The organism is Acidianus brierleyi, from assembly GCF_003201835.2.
Lineage (GTDB): Archaea > Thermoproteota > Thermoprotei_A > Sulfolobales > Sulfolobaceae > Aramenus > Aramenus brierleyi.
Genome location: NZ_CP029289.2, coordinates 703,990 through 728,041, shown reverse-complemented (window position 1 = coordinate 728,041; position 24,052 = coordinate 703,990). Strand labels below are relative to the sequence as shown.

Annotated in this window: 28 protein-coding genes and 1 pseudogene; 14 read left to right on the top strand and 15 right to left on the bottom strand. The window is 31.3% G+C overall.

The features are described from left to right. Positions 1-24: 24 nt before the first annotated feature. From DFR85_RS19630 to DFR85_RS19620, 3 genes are read right to left on the bottom strand one after another with little or no spacing between them, the layout of a single operon-like run. A complete protein-coding gene (locus tag DFR85_RS19630) occupies positions 25-1,386 on the bottom strand; it encodes a (Fe-S)-binding protein (RefSeq protein ID WP_110269752.1) in 1,362 nt (453 codons plus the stop codon). Then, positions 1,386-2,204, bottom strand: a complete 819-nt coding sequence (locus DFR85_RS19625; RefSeq protein ID WP_110269751.1) for a hypothetical protein — start codon at positions 2,202-2,204, stop codon at positions 1,386-1,388. The genes DFR85_RS19630 and DFR85_RS19625 overlap by 1 nt, the downstream gene beginning before the upstream one ends. 1 nt (position 2,205) lies before the next feature. After that, positions 2,206-3,462, bottom strand: a complete 1,257-nt coding sequence (locus tag DFR85_RS19620; RefSeq protein WP_110269750.1) for an NADH-quinone oxidoreductase subunit B family protein — start codon at positions 3,460-3,462, stop codon at positions 2,206-2,208. 136 nt (positions 3,463-3,598) lie between these two features. Here DFR85_RS19620 and DFR85_RS19615 point away from each other — a divergent pair, with 136 nt between their 5' ends. Beyond that, positions 3,599-4,153 (top strand): tetratricopeptide repeat protein, encoded by a 555-nt coding sequence (locus tag DFR85_RS19615; protein WP_110269749.1) that lies wholly within the window; start codon positions 3,599-3,601, stop codon positions 4,151-4,153. On the opposite strand, the gene DFR85_RS19610 is transcribed toward DFR85_RS19615, so the two are convergent. Together DFR85_RS19610 and DFR85_RS19605 are read right to left on the bottom strand one after the other, a co-directional pair. Further along, a complete protein-coding gene (locus DFR85_RS19610; RefSeq protein ID WP_110269748.1) occupies positions 4,120-5,001 on the bottom strand; it encodes a UbiA family prenyltransferase in 882 nt (293 codons plus the stop codon). The genes DFR85_RS19615 and DFR85_RS19610 overlap by 34 nt on opposite strands. 74 nt (positions 5,002-5,075) lie before the next feature. Continuing rightward, positions 5,076-5,366 carry an antibiotic biosynthesis monooxygenase family protein gene (locus tag DFR85_RS19605; RefSeq protein WP_110271774.1) on the bottom strand — a complete coding sequence of 97 codons (291 nt, stop codon included), beginning with the start codon at positions 5,364-5,366 and terminating at the stop codon, positions 5,076-5,078. A 303-nt stretch (positions 5,367-5,669) separates the two neighbouring features. Here DFR85_RS19605 and DFR85_RS19600 point away from each other — a divergent pair, with 303 nt between their 5' ends. After that, positions 5,670-6,224, top strand: coding sequence for a hypothetical protein (locus DFR85_RS19600; protein WP_110269747.1), 555 nt, complete (start codon positions 5,670-5,672; stop codon positions 6,222-6,224). Between the two features lie 90 nt (positions 6,225-6,314). Here the strand turns inward: DFR85_RS19600 and DFR85_RS19595 are convergent, their stop codons facing one another. Continuing rightward, positions 6,315-6,623 carry a hypothetical protein gene (locus tag DFR85_RS19595; RefSeq protein WP_110269746.1) on the bottom strand — a complete coding sequence of 103 codons (309 nt, stop codon included), beginning with the start codon at positions 6,621-6,623 and terminating at the stop codon, positions 6,315-6,317. Next, on the bottom strand, positions 6,613-7,086 hold the full coding sequence (locus DFR85_RS19590) for a hypothetical protein (protein WP_110269745.1): 474 nt from the start codon (positions 7,084-7,086) through the stop codon (positions 6,613-6,615). Before DFR85_RS19590 ends, DFR85_RS19595 begins: the two co-directional genes overlap by 11 nt. Positions 7,087-7,359: 273 nt before the next feature. Between DFR85_RS19590 and DFR85_RS19585 the strand changes: the two genes are divergently transcribed. From DFR85_RS19585 to tsaA, 4 genes are all read left to right on the top strand, one after another. Further along, positions 7,360-8,850 (top strand): cytochrome ubiquinol oxidase subunit I, encoded by a 1,491-nt coding sequence (locus DFR85_RS19585; RefSeq protein ID WP_110269744.1) that lies wholly within the window; start codon positions 7,360-7,362, stop codon positions 8,848-8,850. After that, positions 8,851-9,918: a hypothetical protein gene (locus DFR85_RS19580; RefSeq protein ID WP_110269743.1), complete on the top strand. Its 1,068-nt coding sequence runs from the start codon at positions 8,851-8,853 to the stop codon at positions 9,916-9,918. Positions 9,919-10,215: 297 nt separating this feature from the next. Continuing rightward, positions 10,216-11,181 (top strand): CBS domain-containing protein, encoded by a 966-nt coding sequence (locus DFR85_RS19575; protein WP_110269742.1) that lies wholly within the window; start codon positions 10,216-10,218, stop codon positions 11,179-11,181. Between the two features lie 70 nt (positions 11,182-11,251). Further along, complete coding sequence (tsaA, locus tag DFR85_RS19570) at positions 11,252-11,680, top strand: tRNA (N6-threonylcarbamoyladenosine(37)-N6)-methyltransferase TrmO (RefSeq protein WP_110269741.1); 429 nt, start codon at positions 11,252-11,254, stop codon at positions 11,678-11,680. Here tsaA and DFR85_RS19565 read toward each other — a convergent pair. After that, positions 11,672-12,511, bottom strand: coding sequence for an MBL fold metallo-hydrolase (locus DFR85_RS19565; RefSeq protein ID WP_110269740.1), 840 nt, complete (start codon positions 12,509-12,511; stop codon positions 11,672-11,674). The genes tsaA and DFR85_RS19565 overlap by 9 nt on opposite strands. On the opposite strand from DFR85_RS19565, the pseudogene DFR85_RS19560 reads away from it, so the two are divergent. Continuing rightward, positions 12,505-13,005, top strand: a pseudogene (locus tag DFR85_RS19560) (hypothetical protein); the annotation flags it as partial. The gene DFR85_RS19565 and the pseudogene DFR85_RS19560 sit on opposite strands and share 7 nt — an antisense overlap. Positions 13,006-13,050: 45 nt before the next feature. Further along, positions 13,051-13,314, top strand: coding sequence for a HoxN/HupN/NixA family nickel/cobalt transporter (locus DFR85_RS19555; protein WP_110269739.1), 264 nt, complete (start codon positions 13,051-13,053; stop codon positions 13,312-13,314). A gap of 47 nt (positions 13,315-13,361) precedes the next feature. Here DFR85_RS19555 and agl3 read toward each other — a convergent pair whose 3' ends face one another. The 4 genes from agl3 to DFR85_RS19535 form a co-directional block, all read right to left on the bottom strand. Beyond that, positions 13,362-14,582, bottom strand: coding sequence for a UDP-sulfoquinovose synthase (agl3, locus tag DFR85_RS19550; protein WP_110269738.1), 1,221 nt, complete (start codon positions 14,580-14,582; stop codon positions 13,362-13,364). Between the two features lie 117 nt (positions 14,583-14,699). Beyond that, the gene (locus DFR85_RS19545) at positions 14,700-15,239 is read right to left on the bottom strand and encodes a TetR/AcrR family transcriptional regulator (RefSeq protein WP_110269737.1); all 540 of its coding nucleotides are present in this window, start codon (positions 15,237-15,239) and stop codon (positions 14,700-14,702) included. A 31-nt stretch (positions 15,240-15,270) separates the two neighbouring features. Further along, positions 15,271-16,026: a sulfite exporter TauE/SafE family protein gene (locus tag DFR85_RS19540; protein WP_110269736.1), complete on the bottom strand. Its 756-nt coding sequence runs from the start codon at positions 16,024-16,026 to the stop codon at positions 15,271-15,273. Positions 16,027-16,032: 6 nt separating this feature from the next. Beyond that, a complete protein-coding gene (locus tag DFR85_RS19535; protein WP_110269735.1) occupies positions 16,033-16,650 on the bottom strand; it encodes an FmdE family protein in 618 nt (205 codons plus the stop codon). A gap of 89 nt (positions 16,651-16,739) precedes the next feature. Between DFR85_RS19535 and DFR85_RS19530 the strand changes: the two genes are divergently transcribed. Next, the gene (locus tag DFR85_RS19530) at positions 16,740-17,747 is read left to right on the top strand and encodes a glycosyltransferase (protein ID WP_110269734.1); all 1,008 of its coding nucleotides are present in this window, start codon (positions 16,740-16,742) and stop codon (positions 17,745-17,747) included. Here DFR85_RS19530 and DFR85_RS19525 read toward each other — a convergent pair. From DFR85_RS19525 to sufB, 3 genes are all read right to left on the bottom strand, one after another. Continuing rightward, entirely contained in the window at positions 17,715-18,047 is a 333-nt protein-coding gene (locus DFR85_RS19525; RefSeq protein WP_246253059.1) for a TrmO family methyltransferase domain-containing protein, read from the bottom strand. The genes DFR85_RS19530 and DFR85_RS19525 overlap by 33 nt on opposite strands. Positions 18,048-18,066: 19 nt before the next feature. Continuing rightward, entirely contained in the window at positions 18,067-18,207 is a 141-nt protein-coding gene (locus DFR85_RS19520) for a hypothetical protein (RefSeq protein WP_162582630.1), read from the bottom strand. Positions 18,208-18,311: 104 nt separating this feature from the next. Next, positions 18,312-19,715, bottom strand: coding sequence for a Fe-S cluster assembly protein SufB (gene sufB / locus DFR85_RS19515; RefSeq protein WP_110269732.1), 1,404 nt, complete (start codon positions 19,713-19,715; stop codon positions 18,312-18,314). A gap of 110 nt (positions 19,716-19,825) precedes the next feature. Between sufB and DFR85_RS19510 the strand changes: the two genes are divergently transcribed. From DFR85_RS19510 to DFR85_RS19490, 5 genes are all read left to right on the top strand, one after another. Next, positions 19,826-20,203: a hypothetical protein gene (locus DFR85_RS19510; RefSeq protein ID WP_162582628.1), complete on the top strand. Its 378-nt coding sequence runs from the start codon at positions 19,826-19,828 to the stop codon at positions 20,201-20,203. Between the two features lie 48 nt (positions 20,204-20,251). Next, positions 20,252-21,004 carry an MFS transporter gene (locus DFR85_RS19505; RefSeq protein WP_110269730.1) on the top strand — a complete coding sequence of 251 codons (753 nt, stop codon included), beginning with the start codon at positions 20,252-20,254 and terminating at the stop codon, positions 21,002-21,004. A 245-nt stretch (positions 21,005-21,249) separates the two neighbouring features. After that, complete coding sequence (locus DFR85_RS19500) at positions 21,250-21,390, top strand: hypothetical protein (protein ID WP_162582626.1); 141 nt, start codon at positions 21,250-21,252, stop codon at positions 21,388-21,390. 51 nt (positions 21,391-21,441) lie between these two features. Then, positions 21,442-22,725 carry a radical SAM/SPASM domain-containing protein gene (locus DFR85_RS19495; protein WP_110269729.1) on the top strand — a complete coding sequence of 428 codons (1,284 nt, stop codon included), beginning with the start codon at positions 21,442-21,444 and terminating at the stop codon, positions 22,723-22,725. Then, positions 22,712-23,911 (top strand): MFS transporter, encoded by a 1,200-nt coding sequence (locus DFR85_RS19490; protein WP_110269728.1) that lies wholly within the window; start codon positions 22,712-22,714, stop codon positions 23,909-23,911. The genes DFR85_RS19495 and DFR85_RS19490 overlap by 14 nt, the downstream gene beginning before the upstream one ends. The last annotated feature ends 141 nt before the right edge of the window (positions 23,912-24,052 follow it).

Here is a 24,052-nt window from a genome sequence, read left to right as displayed (position 1 = left end):
TAAAATAAAAAACATAATTAACTTTCATTTTTTATTCACCTTTATTCTATCAGCTAATATATCTACTATATGATTAACTTTCGAACTAGCATGATAGTAATCTATTGAGAAACCTATACTTTCTATGCAGACTGGACATCCAGTAAGAACTTCTTTAGCCTTTATCTTATTGATTTCATTTACTTTAATCTTACCAGCTTTTATTAGTGGTTCTAATGTGCTATCTAGGAACTTCTTATCGTCATCACTTACAGGAATACCTAATGTTTTTGCCATATTTTCAACCATAGAAGGAACTCCGCATCCACCACCTCCTCTACTACAGCAAAAACTATTTACGCCATGACTAGGTAACTCCTTGAATTTTTTAGATAAAGCTTTCATGAGAACTCTAGGTGCTTCAAAAACTCCTCCCCTTCTGCCTAACTGACATGGATCGTGCCACGTTATAGTCTCATCTAATGGTTCTATCTCAAACTCCTTATTTTCGTACCATTTTGCTAAAAGTTCTGTTACATGAACAACTTCGTATTTAGGTTTCACTTTAAATGTTTCGTGCATAGTATACCTTAGGGAAGGATATTCAAAACCTCCTGCAGTTAACATAACATATTTTGGAGAAATATCAGTAAAGTACGAATAAACTCTTTGCATAACTTCTGCAGCTCCTTCCTTATCTCCTATTACTAATCCAATTGGAGGTCTTATTCCAAGCGGTTTTGACATAAATGTCCAGTCTTTATTAAGCATATCGAGAATTTTTGCCACTTTTACTAAAACATCAGGATAAGCTAATGCTTCATAAATGCTGGTATAAAATAACACTTCGCTTCCTTTCTTATCTAAAGGTACTTCTTTCCCTATAGCGTCTTTAATTTTTGAAATTAAAGAATTCCATGAATTCTTAAAGAAATCTATTTCCCAGTATTTTCCAGAAATCTCTAAATCTGCTATATCCCTATAAATTTTAGGTACCATTCCGGCTTTAAACGCAACCTGCTTAAGTAGATCTATCATAGCTCCGCTATCAATTGCCATTGGGCAGACAAACATACATGCTCCACAATTAGTACAATGCCACACGTAATCTACCATAGTTTCTGCTTCTTCTAGAGAAAGATACTTTTTACTTCCACCTATGAATCTGCCTATAGTCTTTCCCCATACACTAAATCTATATCTATAAAGTTCTCTAGATACTTCTGCTTTATTTACGGGAGAATAATGTAATGATGTTGGAGTAAATGGACAAGCTGCTTCGCAGGCCTTACAATTAACACATGATTGGAAATAATAAAGCATAGTAGAGTCTAGCTGGCCATAAAATACTTCGTCTATTGCCTTATTTAATGCTTCCATATCTACTTTAGTTTCTGCTATTGCCATTATTTTTCACCTCTTCTATATGTCATAAAATACCATTCCCTAACTTTACCAAGATAGAATTCAAACATATGAAAACCTCTAGTGAAGGGTAATGTGGCTATTAAAACCTCTGCGACTATTATATGGGCTCCTAGTAAATCATCGTAATATACTACACTATTAGGTATATGGGAAGTTGCTAAGAATCCTAATATTATATCAATATAAAGTAGTAAGAAGAACCACCAATCCCCAGATCTTAACGTTAATCCTTCAGCTAAAGCATGAAACTTATGACCCAAATATATTCCTAAAAGTATCATTAGGATATATGTTATATATTGACCGTTCAGAATTATAGTTAAAGGTCCCCATATATCATGAACAAAAGGATATGATGTGGAAGTATAAGGCGAAGTAGCTAATGTAAAGGCTAATGCACCATCTGCAGAACTTTCAGGAATAGCAAAAGGAAATAGAATTTTATAAGGAGGAATATAATAAGCCCAAAATACCATATGCTGAGCTAGAAGAAATATTATAACAATTAATGATAAGTGCATAAGAAGACCTGCGGCAGTAGTTACTGGTTTTCTTTTCATTCCCACTTTACTGGAGTTAGCAAAAGTATCAACTAATTTCTTAACTTTTTCTGTTGAAGACGTTTCTCTCATAACAGACGTAGCGTAAGGTATAAACGGTTTCTTATAAACTGCAAAGTATCTAAATACTCTATATGATGCACCAAAGAAGAAAAATACTATTGTAGGAATGAACAAATCTAATGCTAAAGGATATAATGAATTGCCTACTAAATAATCCCCAAAAGGTAACTGCATGCTATTTCGACCTCAACCCTCCTTTTTGTACCATTTTCTTTTCAGCTAATCCTACCGCAGCACCGATCGCTATACCTGCGCCTATTAATCCTGCAGTTGTTAGAGTAGAAGACGGGGTTGGAACCTGTAAAGGCTTATAGAACGGTTCGTATAGATCAGAAAAACCAGGCATAGTACATCCAATACATACTGCGCCAGTTCTCGTCGGCCCTCCTATACCTCCAACCCAACCGTATTTATTCCACGGACAATTAGATACTGGACCTTTACATCCAACCTCAAATAAGCATGCAGCGTTAGGCTGACCTGGCTGAGTCCTAAATTCTCCTGCAGCATACCATGCAGCTCTGGGACATTGTTCATGAACTGTATATTGGAAAAAGTACATCGGTCTCCAGTATTGATCAACTTCTGGTAATGGAGCTAAACCTCCTGCCCATAGCACTAAATTAGCTAATGTCCTCATTATACCGTTTCCATTGGCTGGACAACCAGGCACTGCTATTGCCGGTTTCACAGAAGCAGAAGGAGATGGAGTTATATCAAGGTAAGAATTAGGATTCTTAACGAAAGTATAGAATGGTGCTGCGCCGGCTTGTCCATTTAAGTAATTATCCTCATATAATCTGCTTAACAGTCCTTTATATCCTCTTAACGGATCGTCGAAAAATCCAACTGCACCAGTGGGTGATGGAGACCATGTTGGCGTTATGAATTTAGGCGGTGGTTGATATACTTTATCGCCTATTAACCCTCCATAGGATGCACAATTTCCTACTGATAGAACTGCAACTGCATTAGGTAATAGTTCTGCTACCCATTCATTTAGAGTCTTTGGACCTAACATTCCCCAAAATCCTCCAGAATTATATTGCTGTGCAGTTTTCTCATCAGGGAAACTTCCTTCTAATACTAGTACATAAGGATTATATTTCCCAGCAATTACGTCATTTAATATATCTATTGCTTGTTCTCCTTGTTGTGGCATTAGACTTGGCCAAAAAGATATTTTTACGCTGCCAGGTCCTATTAGTGGACTTGCTCCAAAAAGAACTTGAACTACTGTAGGATCTGTAGCTTGTATTATAGCTGTTGTATTTCCTTCACATGCCTGTGCTTCAAACCATACTATATTTACGTCACCATTTTTTATCATGTCTACTGCTTTTCCTATTGCCTTATCCCATTCTGGTGCTGCAAGCATAGTAGCCGTTAGCGCTAACTTTAGAAAATCCCGTCTAGAAATTTTGAATGACATACTACTATTTCTCGAAAACAAGAAAATAAGTAAATTTTATGAAAAGAAGGCCTTTTTCTTATTAACACTGTTAGTATTGTCATAACTTAATTAAAATAATGAACTTTTATATGTTAAGTTCTATTATACTTTAATAATGGTTGAATCACCACAAGGCACTAGACTAAAAGTTGAGGAATTAAGAAAGCTTTCACAAATAAATCCCTTAGATCCGTGGCCTCACTTTATGCTTGGAGAAATATATAGTACATTAAATCCTGAAGAGGCATTGAAAGAATATAATGAGGCTATTAAATTGGATCCTCATGTAATAGATTTCCATTATAAGAAAGCCTTACTACTTTTTAATTTAGGAAAAATAGACGAAGCATTAGAGTGTCTTGAAAAAGCATCAATCATTGATTATAAAAATTTTTCAATGTATCACTATCTTAAGGGAAATTTTCTTGATGAAAAAGGAAAATATGACGAGGCTATAAAAGAGTATGAAAAGGCTATAGAAAAAGATCCTAACAATGTCTGGATTATTGAATCAAAGTTATTGGATATGGTGGAACTCGGATTAGTTACTGAAGCTTTAAATGAAATAGATAATATATTAAAAGCTAAAAATTTCAAAGATTTAATAATGCTCAGAGAAAAAATAGTTAAAATTAATCAAAATGAACTTAGAAGCGTCAAGAATACGTAAGTTAATCCAAATATTATTAGAACTTTAGCTGTTTGCGGATCAGAATCTATAGGTAAATTTATGTATACATATTTTCCTATCTTGGTAGAGAGTGGTAACGTAAGCAATATCAATATATCTAGATAAGGTAAGTATCCAAATAATATTAGTAATGGTATAAGTGAATAAGGAAGAATTATCAAAAGGAATAAATAAATCTTCTTTATTTTATCTGGAAAAATTGTTGCTAAAGTCTTTATTTTGTTTAATTTATCAGTATTGGCATCTCTCATATTATTGGCTACAAGAATTGCAGTTATTATTGATGCTAGAGGTAAGGAATCGAAGAAAGATATTATTGAAATATGACTTGTTGTAATATAATAACTTGCTATAATAAGAAATGAATATGTTATAAAAACTTCTATTTCTCCTAAAGCCTTATATTTACAAGAAAAAGGTGGTCCATTATAAGCGTAGACCATAAAGAAGCCTATTAAGGCAAATATTATTGCATAAAATCTAAATAAAGTTAAATATATCGCTATTGCCATACCTATCATCCCTAAAATAAGTCCGTATAATAGTGTATTAGTAGAAGTTAATACTCCTTGGACTATTGGATGAAGTCTATATTTAACTGTGCCTGAATTTTCCGAATCTAAACCTTTCTTATAATCAAAATAATCGTTTAAAACGTCAACTGACGCATTAAAAAGAACAGTACCCAAAATTGTTAAAATGAAAAATTGAATATTAAATATTCTATAAATATAATATCCAAGAGAGAAAGAAAAACTTACACAGACTATCGGTAAAATAAAACCCCAAGGTCTAGTTATTAATATCATTTGATAAATATTCTTCATTAGTACTATCTTCTTAGACAAAAATTTAAATTGTATTATGTAAAAATAATCAATAAATACTTTAACTTAGTTAACTATGTGTTTATCTCTTGTAAGACCTTATGTTTTGGCATGCCTTCTAATATACTCTTTCCGTATCCTGTAGTATCTTTGTATTCTCTACTAGAAATAAATCTTCTAAAAGTATCAAGTGAATCCCATTCACTATAAATCAAGTATTCTTGTGGATCATCGACTCTCTTATATAGCTTAGCGTCAATAAAACCAGGAAAAGTTTTTAGGAAATTTATTACCCCTTGAAATGCCTTCTCAAAATCTTCCTCATGACCTTTTTTTACCCTATAATACAAACCTACGTTTATCATAAAGTAATCTTTTCCTAAGTGTTTAATATATTTATCTAGGAAAATAGGATAATATCCTATAGAAAAAGTCCAATTCATTAAAAAATTATTTTTACCTTTTTCTGCTCTTTTCGACAAAAATTTAAAAAATGATAGCGAATTATTTTAAATGTTACATAAGATAATATAATACTCACGTAATTTTACGTTAGAATGTTCTTCTTTTTACGTTTATTTTAGGGTATCTCAGTCTAAAAGTACTATATAAACTCTAGATTTAGATTTATATATAATTATAAATCATAAATATTTACATAGATTCCTATGTGCGATTACAGACTAGTTAAGATTAATAGAGTTATAGGTGAGACGGAAAATCTTGTACTTTTGCCTAGAGAGTATTTTAATAAACTTTCTGAGGATATTTATTCAAAAGTTTTGGTTAACGATAATAGAGAAAGTTTACATTTAAGTAAAAGTTACTATTATTATATATTATCTCAATTAAAAAAATTAGAACTGATAGAAGATAATGCAATATCGTTTAAAGCTATAATTCCAATAGTAATCAATGAAAAGGGAATAGAATTTGATAATAGCATAGCATATATTGATAAAAACAATAAGATGCTTATCTTTATAGATATGAGATCATCAAAGTATGGCTGTCCAGAATGTCCAGTTTATACGGAGTGTGTTTTCGGATTACGAAGAATAGCGAATAGTATAGGAGCAAAAGTAGGGGAAATAGGGGATGAAGGAAGATATTCTAAGCTTCCTGCTAAACTATGGAATACAATAGTAGATGAAATTTTACATAAATATCTAAAAAATCTCAAGAGTATTAAAATACCTACTTTCAGAGACGTTCCTATTTAAATTCAAGAGTTTTTCTTAAAAAACTAGTATTTAGCTTAATCAACACATAATTCTATATTGTTATACTAAAAATGTACTTTTTTTAATATTTTAGCTTCCTAACCATCCGTGTATGTAACCGAAGATCTGATATAGTGGATTTATTCCTAGTAACAATGCTATTGGTATCCATACTAAAAATCCATAGAATAAATACATGGACAACGTAGCTATATCTTTATGTTCGTTTCTGCAAAGGAAGTATAGCATTATTGAACCAAAAGGACCTAAAAATAGCATTAATCCAAGCCATCTACTAGGATCTTTCTTAGTAATCATTAAATAAAACACTCCAAATATATAACCAATTCCTGCTAATAAACCTCCCAAAAACCATAATAAAGAATTTTTAGATAACATTAATTACACCTGTTGTTAGATATTCATTTATCATATTAGAAAGCGCCTTTTTAACTTTTTTGCATAAATTTGTATTTCTACCATCTTCTATTCCTAAATCTACTAATAATTCATAATCCATATTACATCTCCTTCTTGAATCGAAGACGTACATAAGGTTCTTCCCTATAAAGATAAATGCAGGGTCTATTTTGATTAATTGATTTTTATTATCATAAAAATATGAAACAACAAGTTTAAAATTAATTTTCCTATCTCTAATTAAATTAATTTCCTTTAATTTTTCTAACGCATAATAATAATAACTTTTGCTAACTCCTGCTACTTTAAAGTCTGGATAAGATAATACTTTAAGATAAATTTCGTTTTCCGTAATTTTTCTAAAAAGATCTCTATTTAGCATAATTAAAGTAGGTTTTTCAGTTATTTCTCTCTTAACTTCAAAGCATAAGCTATTTCCCATTATTACATAACTCTCATTCTGATTTTTTATTACTTTCTATCTTATTAATATTGAATAAGGGTATAAGTATTATTGAACTTATGATAAAGTTTATTTTATTAATTATTTTTCCCTGATTTAACAGAACTGACATTTTTATAGATTTCAATTGGTAATTCCTAAAATTTTTGTAGAACTTATAACGTAAAAAACACGTTTTAGTCCAATATATACTACTTATTAAAGTTTATAATGATCAATCCATTTTAAATAAATTTAGATTAGGTGAAAAATATGAGTCTATTCGTTTTCGATAGAGTACTTGCAGCGTTTACTATGGGCGGACATATGCTCTTTACATATTGGGCAATATCTCTTCCATTTTTTATAGTAACTGCAGAATACTTAGGATACAAAAGGAACGATCCCTACTATTTAGCAATAGCAAAAAGATTTTCAATAGTTATGGCAGTACTTTTTGCAGTAGGTTCAGCATTAGGTGCAGCAATAGCAGTAGAATTCATAACAGTTTGGTATAAATGGATGTATGTAGTAAACGAGGTAGATATACTACCTTTTGAAATAGAAGTATTAGCGTTCTTCTCGGAAGTGATATTCCTTAGTTTATATCTATACGGCTGGGATAGAGTAAGCAGAAATGCACACATGATGTTAGGGCTATTAGTAGGTGTAGGATCTACAGCGTCTGCTCTTCTTATAATCCTAGTAAACTCTTGGATGAATACGCCTGTAGGATTTAATATAGTTCAATTTGCACAAACTGGTGCAATAACTAATGTTGATCCATTAGGATCATTATGGCCTCCAGCAGCAAATGCTGAAGTACCTATGGGAGTTGCAGGAGCATGGTTTGTAGGTTTCGGAAGTTTGGCCGGATACTTCTCATTCAGGAAATTATTTAAGAAGAATTTAACACACGACGAAGTAGAATACTATAATAGAGGATTAAAATTAGCGATATTCCTTGCAGCAATAGACGCAATATTCTTAGGTTGGGCAGGAGATAATGCAGGAAAGACCCTTTATGCAATACAACCATTAAAGCTTGCAACATTAGAAGGCGTAATGCAAACTGCTAAAGGAGCACCAATGTCTGTTGGTCCAATATCAATTCCCGGCGGTTTAGCACTACTATCTACATGGCCTCCTAATCCTAATGCGTTAGTATTAGGATATTCTAGTTTTGTACAGAGTGTACAAGATCCAATATGGTGGGTAGCTCACAATGCATACGATCTTCATGCTACGCTAGGTATATTAGGTGCCTTAGTATTCTGGATATTGGCAGCATTTACATTTTTTAAATTACCATCATTGAAAAATGCTTTCAAATTCTTAGGTTTAGATGCTCCATTAGATAAGAAAGTTCCATTATACGTTACATTATTAATAGGATGGTTACAATTAATAGCGTGGGAATCCGGTTGGGTAGCTGCTGAAACAGGAAGACAACCATTCGTTATATGGGGACCTATGGTAGCAACATCTAGCGGACTATATACAATAGAAGCAGGAATGCTTACAAGTCAAGGATTTAACAATAATCCAGACGTTTTACCTATAGGAATTGCTATAATGACTGCAATAGTAATAGCAGTTGTAGGCACATTATACATATTAAGAAGATTATTCAGTGGAAAAGAAGTGGCTCAAGACGTAGCATCATTAACTACTACTTTCGGAAGCACTTCTGCTCAGTCTCCTAACATTCCCTCATTAAAATCTGTAAATTCTAACGATCAGGGTAAGAAAAAGGTGATGTAAATGAATCCCTACATCCTATTATTCTTTATCCCATTATCTTGGTTCGTAACAATGTTTATGATAGAAGCAGGATCACTAGTAATGTTGCCTATATGCAAGTACGAGAATTATAAGGAGAAAATGATGTTAGTTTTAGGATCTCTATGGGCTATAATAGCCACGTCTTTAGTATACTTAGTAGTTTCATTAGATGGGATCTTCGCTCCGATAATGTTCGCTACTGGAGAAGCACTATTCGGACTATTAATGACGTTGATTGTAATCTTAGCATTTCACCATTATTTCATAGGATCAGCAGAAGGTGCAGATTCTTTAGGTAGACATATGAGTTCTAAGACATTCCTCATACTTGCAGCACCTTTCGCGTTAATAGTTGCCTTTATAGGAACTACAATATTCACGTCAGTATTTAGTGGATATGGAATAGGATTAAAACTTCCATTATCTACAGTTGCTACAGTATTAGAAAAACATGAATTATCTGTAGCTATGCATGAAATACCTAATTTACAAGTATTCTATCCGGAATACATGAGCATGATATTCAATGCGTTTAACTGGGTATTCTTCATAGGTATAGTAATGTATGTAGTATTCTTTACTGTGGCATTCTATGGAATAAAAGAAAGATTCTTAGTAGGTGTATTAGCATTAACGTTAGCTAACATCTTACTATTAGTTAGTACGGACTTATGGTTACCTACAGTATTTAATAGTGCAGTAGGAAATGCAGGCTTCTGGGTATATCTTGCAATATTATACGGAATACTATATCTGTCAACTCATAAGAATTTACCATGGAGACAAGCCTGGGTATTCTTCTTTACGTTCTTAGGCGGAATGATGTTTGGTGTATTTACTCAAGGAAACATCCTAGTAGATGCTGTACCACCAAGTGGAATACCTGCAACATTATTATTAACTAATCCAGCTACACTTGCCGCAGGCTCAGTATTAGTAGGTCTAGCAGGAGTATTGGTATTAGGAGGAGTAACTGCTGTATCCTATAAAGTACTTTATAAGACTGCTGTAGAGAAAGCCGAAGCTAGGAAAGCTTCTGTAAAATAAATTTAGAATAGAGACAGTTTGTTTCGCTTAAACCCTGTTAAAGAAAAGTTAATCTTTTTAGTATTTTTATATATTTTTAGGTTATGTGTTTCTAATTAAAATTAGAATATTTTAATTCCGTAATTAATAGATTATACGTTAAAAATTATTAAGTAATGAAGTAGATAGAGCATTATTATGCAAATTACTATAGTCTATGATTATAAATGTTCTAGTAATTCTCTTTAACAGTAGTTAGTTTGTATATAATAACTCTATAAATAGAAGGGTTATAATCTTAGGATCTAATTTTACTTTATGTTAAAAACTATAATGTCTCAAAATATTAAAACGCTAGATATAGACTCGACCCTTAAAGATGCAGCTGAATTAATGGTAAAATCTGGTATAAGACGTGTGGCAGTAAGCGCTGCAGGGAATATAATAGGAGTAGTATCTGCTAGGACAGTAGTAAGGGAAGCATTAAATAATCAGAACTGGGCATCAAAGAAAATAGGAGATGTAACAAGACCTGCGATCTCAGTAGATGCTGATACTTCGAATAGAACTGCAGCTAAGTTAATGTTAAAGTACGGAGTTGGTTCCTTATTAATAAAAGGACAAGGAATAGTAACTGAAAGAGATCTTGCGAAAGTAATACCAAGAGTGACAATTCCTGCAATAGCTGTAGGCACACAAGGCGTTATTACACTCAATAGTGATCAAACAGTTTGGGATGCAGCAAATGCAATGGTATCACTTGGAATGTCTCATATTCCAATAGTTTCTGGAGCTGATATAATAGGTATAGTTTCATTACGAGATGTGCTTAAGGCTTACTATGAAGGCAATTCTTCCTCTAAGTTATCAGATATAGCCTCAAAGAATATAGTATCTGAAGATTTAGATGCTACAGTAGGAGATGTAGCTGATTTAATAGCTACAAAAAATGTAGGCTCTGTTTTATTACTTGAGGAAAATGAATTAAAAGCCTCGTCATTGAGAGGAATAGTTACGGAGTGGGATCTAGTAAGGACTTACGCTAATATGGAAAGAGCTCATGTTCTTATTAAGGCAGATCCTTCTAAAATAAGAACTTTGTTAACAACGCTTTTTGCAATACCCAGGGTATCTAATGTAGCAATAACCTATGGACCTTATGATCTGTTAGTGAGTATAGACGTGGAAGACATAGAACAGTTAGGGACTTTTATAGTAAATTCTATAGCTTCGTTGCCAGGAGTAAAGGATACTTTAACATTAATAGAAGCAGAGCAAATTTAATTTTTTTAAAATCCATTTTTCGTCTTTGAGGCATTTAAATATATATTTATGATTATGTATTTTCTATTTAATGTACCTAAAGGAAATAGGAGTCGTAAAATCTAAAGAAGAAAATAGAGGAATTATAGAAATATTTAATGAATATAAAGAAGGACTTGATGGAATAGAAGAATTCTCTCATATAATTCTCTTGGCATGGTTAAATAAAGTATCTAATGACCAAAGAAAAATTTTGAAAGTTAAACCTATGAGATTAGATAATCTACCAACAGTTGGAGTGTTTTGTACTCATTCTCCGCATAGACCTAATCCAATAGCTTTATCTATTGTTAAATTAATAGAAAGAAAAGAGAATCTTCTCTATGTAGATAATTTGGACTTATTCGTTGGAACTCCTATATTAGATATAAAGGCATTCTCTCTAGCATTTTGTCCTAAAGATGTAAAAGTACCACATTGGAATAATGAACTTTCAAAATTTCATAAAAAATCAGAATGATATAGATTTCCCTACGCTTACATCTAACCATTTTTCTTTATTTTCTGAAATTATTGATTTTATCATATTTCCACTGCAATGAGCTGGACCTATTTTCTGTAAATTCTTCGTTAACTCATCTGCTACTTTTTCTACATGCTCCTTTGGGGAAGAAAGAAGATGAAATCCTCCTAATGCTGCATAAACGTTCTGATTTGTAACTTCTTTAGCATGCGTAATTATATTAAGAATTCCAGAATGTCCACAGCCTGTCAAAATAACTAGGCCTTTTTTGGTATTAATATAAAGTGCGACATCGTCTTTCATACTGTCTTTTAGTAGAGAGGAATTTGAGGATGTGTATAAGCCTGAAGTATATTCGTTGTATCCATATCTTTTTACCTCTCCGCTAAACATTACCCCATTAGAAATTTCCAAGGGTTCTGACGATAGTATTAGGTTAAATTTCTTCTCAGTTTCATCTCTAGTTAACGGCATTCCAATATATTCCAATTTTCCAGACCAATTAAGAACTTTCTTTTCAAAGACTGAGGGATGTGCGATTAACATTTTACCCTTTAGTTTCGTTACAACATCGTTGTTTGAAAATCCGCCAGTATGGTCACTGTGTCCATGACTCAATACTATGAAATCTATATCTTCCAATTTTATACCTAATTTTTCAGAATTATAAATTAACGGATAACCTGAATTTCCTACATCGTAAAGTATCTTTACATCATCAGCTTCTACAAGGGCAGAAAATCCCCATTCTCCGATTAGAGGAGGAATTAGTGTTGAAACAAAATTATCACTTAAAATCGTTATTTTTAGATTGTCTATGCTCTTCACCAAAACCTAACGGTTACGGTTTAATTGCTGGTTTCGATTTGAACACTGATAGGTTGAATGTTGTAATTAATAAGGAGAGTAGTATTGTTACTACCAAAACGTGGTGGTGTTCTGAGGTTGTTTCCCACGGTTTTCCTAAAGGGGAAGCTAGGGCTTTACGTTTGAATGCTCTATCACAAGCTCTCATTTTCCTATCAAGGATTGGTGTTGATTACGTAGTTTTTGAGGACTTATTCCTAGTTAAGAGGAGGAGGTTCACTAGGAGCAAAAGCGGTAATAGGAAGGTTTCACGTTTCGCTAAGAAGCAGTTGTTAATTCACGGTGTTATTAAAGCGTTAAGGTTGGGTTTTAACGTTATTTTAGTTAATCCTAAGGGTACTACAAACTCGGAAGAACATGAAAAGGTGATGAGGGAGAAGGGATTTGACAGACACACAGCCTCAGCTTACTTAATAGCATTAAAAGGTTTAGGAATTTTAAATGATGGTAAATAATCTAAATTTTACGGCTTATCGGAAACTGCTGACAACGGCAATCCTATGAGGAAAATTTGGTATAACTTAACAATGACTACAATATCAATTTTAGTTGCATATGTAGTGGGTAGCCTAGAACTTCTGGGGTTAATACAATCAGAGTTTAGCCTAAATGGAGGATTTTGGAATATAATATCGCTAATAAATGGAGATGTATGGTGGGGAAATATAGGAATGATAATTATAACTACTTTTGCGTCAGTATGGATATTATCTATAACTATCTATAAAGTAAAAATAAGAAATATGAAGAAAAATACAAAATAAAGTAAATCTATGATTAAAAGATTAAAAAGGAACAATATTATAAAAAATCATAACTCTTTTATTAAATCGAATCTATTTTTATCGTTCCTTCCGTTTTTCCAGTCTGTTTTAACGTTAGTCCATTCACTAAAATTCTTTAATCTATCCTTATATTGGTATAGATCAGTAAGTATAGAATATATCTCATCTTTTAGAAATCTTTTTTGTTTATAACCGAGATCTGGAAGAATCTTTCTTTCCGGATTGTAATAATGTTCCTCTTTTTCTATTCTTGGATTTCTAACATAATGGATCTTTGGCCTATATCCAAATAATTCTTCTGTCGCATCAGCAATTAACGTTGCTATCTTTTCCACACTATATAGCTCCATAAACTGATTAACGACTCTGAATTCTCCTTCTTTAGGTGGATTATTAATTAAAATCTCTAGAGCGTTTACGCTATCTTCAAGAGAAATAAAACCTCTAGTTTGACCTCCTTTTCCATATACTAATAAAGGTAATCCTAAAACTGCTCTAACGGCATTTCTATTTACAACTGTTCCCCAAGCCTCATCAACGTCTATTCTAGTTCTTAGACCCTCTATTATACTATCTCCGTCTAACATATCTGTAGTTCTAGTACCGTATACTGGTCCTTGATTTATATCAGTGATCGTTATACCCCATACTTTATTTGCAAATAGTAAATTATGCGAATCATGAACTTTAGTCCAATGATACCATGATCCGGCGAATTTTGGAACAGGAACCATGTCGCTCTTTCCTTTATACTCAAATTTCACATAAGGAGACTCTGGTATATCGTAATTTGGAGTACCATACTCACCCATGGTTCCCATTTTTAGTACATGAATTTCGGGATTATCCTTAACTGCGTAAATTAGCCTTATTGTTCCTTCTATATTATTATGCATTGTATATATAGCGTGTTCCTCGTCTATCATAGAATAAGGAGCTGTTCTTTGTTCTGCAAAATGTATTATAGCGTCTGGTTTTATTTTACTAATGTAATCTCTTAAAACATAAGGTTTAGTTATATCATTGACAATGAAATCTATTGGGCCAATATATTCCTTAAATATATTCCTTCTTTCTTCTACTGATGGCAAGGGAAACGCAGAATCTCCACCAACTTCCATTGCTTGTACTCTAGTTATTAGATTATCTATACCATATACTTCGTGCCCTTTCTTTCCTAGCCTTAACGCTAGAGCCCAGCCTATGTATCCGTCTATTCCTAAAATTAGGACTTTCTTAGTTTCCATAAATATAATGAAGGATATAGGTATTTAAAAATTATTTACGAATTTATTTAGAAAAAATTATATATTGGCAAAAAATCAAATATTTATAAATTAGGTGAATCTATTTTAATATTGTTATTAAGTTTCTTTCGCTAAAGCTATCTTAATAAGAGTATTAACGTATGTTTTCTTGTCTATATTAGGAGGATTTACTACGTAACAAAGAAGTCCTCCCATGAACGACCTTATTCTTATAATATCCTCATTACTTTCGCTATTTAAAGCACATTTACTTATTTTTTTCACTAGTGAATCACATAATTCTCTAATGTCATCTCCCAGTTCCTTATATATATTCATTGCAGATATAGTATGCAAGAAAAGTTTCCTCATAATAGGATCATCGTATTTTTCTAGATATTTATTCCCAATACATTCAAGAGTATTTTCTTTTTCTTTTAAACAGCTCTCTACAATATCTAAAGGTAGACTTTTCTTAGCTACCTCTAAGATTAACTGATCTTTAGTCTTAAAGTGCCAAAATATTATTCCCTTAGAAACTCCTGCTTTTTTACACACTTGGTCTACTGAAGCTTTAAAAAAGTCTTCCTCAGCAAAAACTTCGGTAGCAGCTTGCAATATCTTTTCCTTCGTCACTTCTTCATTTCTCTGTCTCATAATTTAATTATGCCTCTCATAGTTTAAATGTTTAAATTACTCCTATAAGTATTTTTATTAGCACGAACGTTATTATGGATACTATAGTATATTTTACGTAAAGAGTCTTCATCTTGTTCATTAAATATGATCCACTGAATCCTCCTAAAATTCCGCCTATTAATATTACTAACCATAGATCATAACTTATTCCTCGTAATAAGAACAGATAGCTAGTAAAACCACTTGCAGAACTAAATAAAGCTACATAGCCTGCAGTAGCTGAAACTTTCTTATAATCTTTTTCTATTAGAGCTAAAACAGGTAAAATTATCATTCCGCCTCCTACGCCTAATAAACCGCCAAGAAATCCAGCAATAGCTCCTACTGTTATACCAAGTATGTACCCTTTAATATTTCCAGAAAATTTGTTTGTTTCCTCTTTTGCTCTTCCTCTTATCAAATTATACAATGTGTAGCCTAAGAATGCCACGAATATCCAGAGCAATATTTTCCTTGGAGTGTGAATTCCTATGAATGCCCCTATTGGAGCCATTATAACTGCAGGTATAAGGAAGATCGTTCCTAATTTCCATAATACTCTACCCCTTTTTCCATTGTTTACCGTGGCAGACGACAATGAAAATACGTTTAATAAAAGCCCAGCGGCTGCTGCTATTGAAAATGGTATACCCAAGGAGTAATATATAGGAATTAATGTGTTAGCTGCACCTACACCCGCTATTGCAAATAACGCAGAAAGTATCCAGGTTAAAATGAATATGATAGATAAAAAAATTGAATTCATAGATTATCACCTTTTATTTCTTTCAATTTCATAGCAACGTGGACAGAGCCTTTTACCGTTGAAGATTTTTATGTAGTTCTCATATGTAGGCTCTCCGCAGTCGTCGCATACTATTCTTGCCATTGTCTTCTTTGGAGAACTGTATGTAAAGTCTTTGAGAAATTCATAATAGAATAATTCTTCGAAATCTTTTGAAAGTACGTAATTTATAACCTCGTCCGAAACTTCTCTAGGAACTTGAGATGCAGGTATTCCAGATTTTCTATATTTGAAAAATTCAAATTTGCTACATCCATCAAGTATTTCTGGCTTTGGTCTTATTCTAACTGCTCCTTTACCTGGTTTATAAACAATTATAGCCATCTTGCCGTATTGAAGTCTTTTGTAATTTCCTTTACCATAAGTACATCCAGTTGCTGCCTGAACTCCGTCGTCAAAACATCCTTGATGATGCTCATCACCAGTTTCCGAAAAAACGTAAGTATTAGTATCTTTTTCCTTTTCTATTCCTAGTAGTTTCAGAGCATATTTGCCTGCTAAATAACCTAATGGCATTGCAGGACATCTATGCCCATGAAATTCAAATGCCCATTCAGGTATTTCGTGGATTCTTTTCTGTTCCATTTTAAGTCACAATAAATTGACTAGTCAGTCAATTATTTAAATCTTTCTATTAAAAGATTTAAAGTTCGTTATACATAGATATATTAATAATGAAGGATTTCGTTTCAGTAATAATAACAGCCTATAATAGGCAAAAATATTTAGACAACGCATTAAATTCAGTTCTAAATCAGACATTAGATAAGGATAAATTTGAAATAGTTGTAATTAAAAATTTTGAATTAGGTGAGATAAATAATAGAAATATAATAGATATTTATGATAATCAAGAATATTTAGGTGAAAAAATCTACAAAGGCTTGCATGAAAGTAAGGGAGATATTATTTGTCTGTTAGACGATGATGATATCTATAGAGAAGATAAGTTAGAAAGAGTAACTTCCTTTTTCAAAGTATTTCATCCAATTTATTATCATAACAACTTTGTTACTATTGATGATAAGGGTAATGAAATAAAAATCATTGAAGATTATCTTAAGATTCCTCCATATGCATCGTTTAATTTGCCGGAGTTTACATTAACTATAGAAGACAATCGTAAAACTGACATTAGAAACCTTCTTAAATTAAATGTCAATTTTAATTCAAGTTCAATATGCGTAAAGAGGGAAATTCTTGAAAATAATGCTCAATATCTTAAAAAAATAAAGGCAGTTATCGATTCTTTCATCTTTTATTCTTCCTTATTATCAGAAGGAAATATTTTGCTTGATCCTGCAAGATTAACTTCCTATAGAATTCATACTCTTCAAACAAGCTCAGGAAATACTAAAAATATAAGAGAATACAAAGATTCATTTTCTAATCTTTTTAAGAAGGCCGTAGAAGATTTTTATATTATTATGGAAATGTTAAATGATAAAATAAATAAAAATATTAATGAAACAGTAAATGAAGAATTATTAAGATATAAATTACTTTATAAGATATTTTCAGGAAATAATATTTTAATAAAAACTAAATTTAACATACATCTTATCAACTATTATCTGCTTTCATTACTTCCAACTTTTCTAAGAAACTTGTATATAAAAGATCAATATAATAGAACGAAAAAAGTTAGATCATTCCAAGTTAAGAGTTCTAATATACTCTAACATCCTTTTTCTCCACTCAGCTATTCTAACTTCTTCAGATACAGTGTAAATATAAGGTTTAATGTCTAAAATTAGTGTCTTATTGTATAAATCGCAATCGTCAATAATTATTGTATTGTCTTGAATTTTAAGAAGTTTAACTACGGATAAGCCTATAGGGTTAGGTCTATAAGGAGCACACGTACTAAAAATACCTACTATTGGAATATTGGTTTCAATTTTCAAATTATTAGCTTTTATTTTAGGTTCAAGCGGTTTAATTTGTAATGATTCGCTTTTAGCTCTAGGTAAATAAGATATTAAAACTATATGGCTGAATTCATCTAATCCCTTTTAACCCATCCTTGTATTCCCTATAAATGACTACTTTAGCCATAAATTTTTTGAAAGTTTTTGCAATTAACTCGTCGGAAATATTATGTTCAATATATCCTATAGGTTTTAACTCAATTGTTGACATAAATACCTAGATATATACAGTGATATATATGTCTTAAGGGAAATATTTATAGTTAAAATAGTTCTAAGTTTAGAAAAACAAAAAATAAAAAATCTAAAAAACAATTAAGCTAATGCACCTATTTTATCTAATTCTAAGGTCATAAGATTATTTAGCATTGTAGCGTACTGGAAAGGTAGTTCTTTAGTTATTTCGTCCATAAAACCTAATACCAGTAATGATATACCTTCTTTTTCCTTGAAACCTCTATTTTCTAAATAGAAAAGCTGGTCTAGACTCATTTTCGTAGTAAAAGCTTCGTGTGCAACTTCTGCACTTTCTTCTAAAACTTGGTTTTGAGGAAATGTATATGCTTTGCTCTTATCGTCAAGTATGAGAGAATCGCATTTTACATAAGCTTTTGAATTAAGAGCTCCTTTGTTTACTTTCACTAATCCTCTATACGATACGTTGCCTCCATTAAAACTTACACTCTTGCTTACTATCTTACTCTTGGTATATGGTGCTTTATGAATCATTTTAGATCCTCCTTCTTTCCAATCACCTTCTTCGCCTGCTATAGTTAGTAATAAACTAGTTGATGATGAATTTTCACCGTCGAGTATGGTTGATGGATAACTAAATGTATGTTTAGACCCTACAGAACCTTCGACCCATTCTAAATTAGCATTTTCTCCGGTAATTCCTCTTTTATTGCTCAAATTAATTACGTTTTTACTCCAATTCTGTATAGTAACGTATTTTACACTGGCATGATTTTTAACATAAACTTCTACTCCTCCATTATGCATAGCTGTAGCATTTAATCTAGGTGCAAAACATCCTTCAATATAATTAATTGAAGATCCTTCATCTGCTATAATAATTGTATGTTCTGCTTGAATTACTTTATCGCTCCCTATGATAAATATTCCTTCTATTGGTGTCTGAAATCTTACTCCCTTAGGAACATAGACAAATACTCCACCACTCCATATAGCACCGTGTAGCGCAGCTATTTGATATTCTGAATCTAATACATTCATGAAATAGTCTTTAAGTATGTCATACTTTTTTACAGCCTCATCCATAGGCATCATTATTATTCCACGTTTCTTTAATTCTTCTCCAACCTTGGAGTAAATTGATTCTGAGTCAAGTATTGATACTGCTCCTGCAAGAATATTTCTTTCTGATTCTGGAATTCCTAAATATTCATAATATTTCTTAAGTGAAGCTGGCAATTCCTCCCAACTACTTATATGATCTAATTTGGGTTTACTGTATATGTCAAAATTTGAAAGATCAAGATCTATATTGTTAGGTATCCAATTAGATTTTGGAAGTTTCATAGCTTTTTCAAAATATTTTATTCTTAATTTTAGCATCCAATCCGGCTCTTTTTTAGATTTAGAAATTTCTTCTATTGTACTTCTAGTGAGTTCGGATTTAATTTCCTTATCAAATTCTAAACTAATGTCGTCATCTTCTCTTGAGATTAGTTGTGTTATGTTTTTGCTCTCTTCCATATCTTTAACTCTGTTAAAGAAGTATTTAAGAATTTTTATAGTTAGTCTGCATAAAAATTAATTTAATTTACTAACTATTCCTTAATATCGTTTAAACTTTTATTATTTCTTTGGATTATATCTGTTACTATAATATCGAAAGATTTATTAATTCCGATATCGAAATAGATATCGGTGATAAAATGTATGGAAGACTAATGGGAATAGGCGGATACCAAATACTCGAAAGTCTAAAAAACGGTCCAGTAAAAATATCTCAATTAAGGAATAGTGTACCATTATATGGAAGTGCATTCGATTTCGTACTAAGTCAATTAATGGTAACAGGATTAGTAAGAAAATTTGAGAAAGATGGAGAAGAATACGTAGAAATCACAGAACTAGGAAGAAACTTCCCATATCAGTGGGGATACGGACCATATCAAGGTTTCGGACCTTATTACGGATGCGGACCACATCATCATGGACATCACGGAAACTGGTGGTAAAAAGTTAATTTTCTTATTTTTTTAAGTTTTAATTTATAGTGAATAATTATGAAATCTGATATGGGATTTAAATATTTAGTTTTTTCAAGAATTTTTAGAAGCATAGGAATAATTTATATTACATTAGTAGCTCCCCTATATCTTAAATTCATAGGATTTTCCTTAGTATCGATAGGTATTATATTCCTCTTTATAATTCTCTTTAATACTATCTTAGTCTTTGCATTAGGACTTTTAGGAGATAGAGTAGGCTACAAAAAGACACTTATAATAGGGGATTTATTTCCTTTTCTAGCAGCGTTTTTACTTTTTTCTAGTTCATTAAAAATAGTTATCATTATTTCTCTCCTCATAGGAGGTATAGGAGGTACTGCAGGAGGAATGAGAGGAGTATTTTCTCCAGGTTTAACTGCACTAGTAGCAAGTAACTGGAAGAATGATCTTGAAAGAGTAAGAAGACTTGGAATTTTAACTTCTGCAGCAGCATTTTCCAGTATAGGAGGAAGTTCAATGTTATCAATAAAATCATTTTTACCTTTCTCTCCAGAACTGAAATTTAGATTCCTCTTCTTAATATCGGCAATACTTCTTGCATTATCTATATTAAGCCTGTCTGCAGTGAACGAAGTAGCTAGACCTAAAAAGAATTCAAAAATAATGAAATTATCTAGCTTAAAATATAGTGGAAAAGTAATGCTGTCTAATTCTCTCTCCGGAATGGGAGTAGGATTAGCAGTGCCATTATTGCCACTATGGTTTGAAGAGTTAGTAGAAAAAGTTAGAAAAATATGGAATAAATAAAATATTTTCTATCTTATATAATATAATTTTAATTATCTTTTCGCTTTCCATTTTAAATAAGGGTTATTCGTAATTCTACTCCTATTTAGTCGTAATCTAGTTTAATAATTTTTAGTTAAAAAGGCGTTAATTTCAAAAATATTTAATCCATGTTCATATAGAGGAATTTTTAACTAAAAAATGTTCATGATTGTGTAGAGTTAAAAAAAAAATAATAGTAAACAGACTAAGATTTAGGAAAAGAAATGAGTGAAAAGACATTAGAACTCAAAATAGAGAATAGATTCAATGAACTAAAGAAAATACTACCAGAAGTGCCAGAAAACATACAGCCAGTAAGCAGCTGTGGTGTTGGATGCGGAGATGGAGACAAAACTGGCTTCTAAATAGAGATAAGTAGTCTCGTATAATATTCAAGAAATAGTGGTGGTGTAGAAATGCCTAAATTTAGAACTAAAGGAATTGTTAATTTTTTTAATTATTTAACAAAAGATATTAAATTAGATTTCTTAAGTACTTCATATATTACAGAAATAACTCTTAATGTATCTGGCAATTGTAATTTAGCATGTAAATATTGTTTTGCATCTACTGGTCTTTATGGTTATGATAAACTAGGAAATATGACCTTTGAGACTGCTAAGAGAGTAATAGACGAAATTTTAAGTAAATATAACGATACTAAGCTATTAATAAAATTTTTTGGAGGAGAGCCTTTACTCAATTTTAAGTTAATAGAGCAAGTTGTAAATTATTTTATGGAATTAAAGGAAAATGGTAAAATGAAATATTTACCTAAGTTTCTTGTAATAACTAATTTAACTATTCTTAATGATAAAATAATAGATTTTTTAAAGAAAAATGAATTTAGAATAGTCGTAAGTCTTGATGGACCTGAGACTATAAACGATAAGGTCAGAACGTTTAGAAATAATTTAGGTTCTTTTAAAATAGTAGACAAAAATTTACGTAAATTAATAAATAATTTAGATACAGATTATATCAGTATAGAAACAGTATATTCTCCTGTACATATTCAATATAATATAAGTATACTTGATATATATAAATTTTTTAATAATAATTATAATATATTTAATATATCCATTCATCCACTTACTAAAATTGGACAAGGTAACGAATTTCTTAAAAATTTTTTAGATGAATTACTACGTTCATATGAAGAGAAAATATACGAAATGTCCTTTGAGCTAGGAAGGTATATGATGCGTTCATTTATTAATGGCGCAAAAATTACTGAAATATATAATTTTATGAAAAAGGTTACTCAAAAGAGACTTCTAAATTCCCACTGCAGTGCAGGATTTAGTAATATAACTATTATGCCAAATGGTGATATATACCCATGTTATATGCTCTCATACGATAACAGATTTTATATGGGTAATATTATTAATGGATTAAATAATTATAGATTGTTTAAAGTTCAAAATTTTCTTAAGTACGTGAATGTAAAAACTAATATAGACCAATGTAGAACATGTGATATAATGAAAATTTGCAATGCGTGCCTTGGCGATTTAAAGTTTGGCGAAAATGGAAAAGTTATCATAGATAATTATGCTTGTAATTATTACTTAGGTTTATACGAAGGATTTTTAGTTGAATTAAATGATATAATGCTTAATGATATTAAATGGAAAAGCTTTAAGGAAAATCTTAGAAAAATGAAAGAGATAGTAGAATATGTCGAAAACTAATTGGAAAAATGCTCTGTATAATATAATGTCAATTAATTTAATTAATTTCAATATAACGCTTGCAATATTTACGATGGAATGGATAATATCAAAGCTAACTTGTTCAAGTTTACTCACTGGAATTCTAATAGGTCTCTCTTCATTAGCTTACTTTTTCAGTTATTTTACCGGAGCATTTATGGATTTAACTAGGAAAAAGAAGACAATACTTTTGGGATTAATAATACCGCTTTTTACCATCTTATTCCTATCTCAAATTGCCTTACTTGCTAACAACGATATTTTCACTATTATTTTACTATTTTACACTTTTGCTATATTAACCGGTTTTACCTCTGATATAGCAAGCATCATTTTAAGTATATGGATTAAGGAAAATGTGAATGAAAAGGATTATAGGAAGGTCTCATCTATTAATAGAGTTACTCTTAGGTCATTAAGGATTTTAGCGGAGGCTTTGGCAGGAATATTTCTTGCTATTAGCTTTAAATATTCAATAACTCCATCATTAATTATTTTAGTAGTAGTAGGATTTCTTTTATTACCTATGAATATTACAGAGAATGTTGAAGAAAAAAGGATGCATAGTTTTAAGAAAAGTCTTATTGACGGGTTTTACTATGTGAGGAGAAGTAAAGTGTTAACTCAGTTTACAATACTTACAACGGATAATTTATTCTTCGAAATGCAGGGATTACTACTATTATTTTACGTTGAAGACGTCTTACATCAAGGGCCAATTTATTTTAGTGCACTACTTATATCAGCTGAAATAGGAATAGTAGTAGGATCGATATTTGCATTAAGAATAAATAAAGGAAAATTAGGCTTTTATCAAATAATATTTAGACTAATAATATCAGCGTCATTGGCATCATACATCCTTATTAATAATATATTTCTTGCATTAATTCCTACTTTCCTCATATTATTCTCTTCTGGAGTCAATTCAACATTAACGTCGGCCACATTACTAAGATATATAGATAAAGAATATTGGGGAAGGACTACTGGATTTATTGGAGTAATAGCCAACGGATTATCTACACTTTCCGGCCCTTTGGGGGGCATTTTAATAGAAATTATTGGAGTTGGATGGACTTACGTATTAGTTAGTGTAGTTATGCTTATATTTACTTTCCTTAAATATACTTTCAAGGAATATTATAACCTAGAAATAAAATAACTGATTCATATTTATTATCTATATATTTATAATTTGATAAAGTAAGACATAAAATGGTTTTATTCTAACTTTCAAATCGTTTGCCGAAATCAGAATCTAAGACCTTATGAAACACTATAGAAAGCTATATGACTTCTTTTT

Coding starts and splice junctions, on each gene's coding strand:
- DFR85_RS19615 (WP_110269749.1), top strand. CDS start 3,599: ATGGTTGAATCACCACAAGGCACTAGACTAAAAGTTGAGGAATTAAGA.
- DFR85_RS19555 (WP_110269739.1), top strand. CDS start 13,051: ATGAGGAAAATTTGGTATAACTTAACAATGACTACAATATCAATTTTA.
- DFR85_RS19500 (WP_162582626.1), top strand. CDS start 21,250: ATGAGTGAAAAGACATTAGAACTCAAAATAGAGAATAGATTCAATGAA.
- DFR85_RS19545 (WP_110269737.1), bottom strand. CDS start 15,239: ATGAGACAGAGAAATGAAGAAGTGACGAAGGAAAAGATATTGCAAGCT.
- DFR85_RS19590 (WP_110269745.1), bottom strand. CDS start 7,086: ATGGGAAATAGCTTATGCTTTGAAGTTAAGAGAGAAATAACTGAAAAA.
- DFR85_RS19505 (WP_110269730.1), top strand. CDS start 20,252: ATGAAATCTGATATGGGATTTAAATATTTAGTTTTTTCAAGAATTTTT.
- DFR85_RS19610 (WP_110269748.1), bottom strand. CDS start 5,001: ATGAAGAATATTTATCAAATGATATTAATAACTAGACCTTGGGGTTTT.
- sufB (WP_110269732.1), bottom strand. CDS start 19,715: ATGGAAGAGAGCAAAAACATAACACAACTAATCTCAAGAGAAGATGAC.
- DFR85_RS19595 (WP_110269746.1), bottom strand. CDS start 6,623: ATGTTATCTAAAAATTCTTTATTATGGTTTTTGGGAGGTTTATTAGCA.
- DFR85_RS19630 (WP_110269752.1), bottom strand. CDS start 1,386: ATGGCAATAGCAGAAACTAAAGTAGATATGGAAGCATTAAATAAGGCA.
- DFR85_RS19600 (WP_110269747.1), top strand. CDS start 5,670: ATGTGCGATTACAGACTAGTTAAGATTAATAGAGTTATAGGTGAGACG.
- DFR85_RS19580 (WP_110269743.1), top strand. CDS start 8,851: ATGAATCCCTACATCCTATTATTCTTTATCCCATTATCTTGGTTCGTA.
- DFR85_RS19605 (WP_110271774.1), bottom strand. CDS start 5,366: ATGATAAACGTAGGTTTGTATTATAGGGTAAAAAAAGGTCATGAGGAA.
- DFR85_RS19620 (WP_110269750.1), bottom strand. CDS start 3,462: ATGTCATTCAAAATTTCTAGACGGGATTTTCTAAAGTTAGCGCTAACG.
- DFR85_RS19585 (WP_110269744.1), top strand. CDS start 7,360: ATGAGTCTATTCGTTTTCGATAGAGTACTTGCAGCGTTTACTATGGGC.
- DFR85_RS19520 (WP_162582630.1), bottom strand. CDS start 18,207: ATGTCAACAATTGAGTTAAAACCTATAGGATATATTGAACATAATATT.
- tsaA (WP_110269741.1), top strand. CDS start 11,252: ATGTACCTAAAGGAAATAGGAGTCGTAAAATCTAAAGAAGAAAATAGA.
- DFR85_RS19535 (WP_110269735.1), bottom strand. CDS start 16,650: ATGGAACAGAAAAGAATCCACGAAATACCTGAATGGGCATTTGAATTT.
- DFR85_RS19495 (WP_110269729.1), top strand. CDS start 21,442: ATGCCTAAATTTAGAACTAAAGGAATTGTTAATTTTTTTAATTATTTA.
- DFR85_RS19530 (WP_110269734.1), top strand. CDS start 16,740: ATGAAGGATTTCGTTTCAGTAATAATAACAGCCTATAATAGGCAAAAA.
- DFR85_RS19490 (WP_110269728.1), top strand. CDS start 22,712: ATGTCGAAAACTAATTGGAAAAATGCTCTGTATAATATAATGTCAATT.
- agl3 (WP_110269738.1), bottom strand. CDS start 14,582: ATGGAAACTAAGAAAGTCCTAATTTTAGGAATAGACGGATACATAGGC.
- DFR85_RS19625 (WP_110269751.1), bottom strand. CDS start 2,204: ATGCAGTTACCTTTTGGGGATTATTTAGTAGGCAATTCATTATATCCT.
- DFR85_RS19540 (WP_110269736.1), bottom strand. CDS start 16,026: ATGAATTCAATTTTTTTATCTATCATATTCATTTTAACCTGGATACTT.
- DFR85_RS19575 (WP_110269742.1), top strand. CDS start 10,216: ATGTTAAAAACTATAATGTCTCAAAATATTAAAACGCTAGATATAGAC.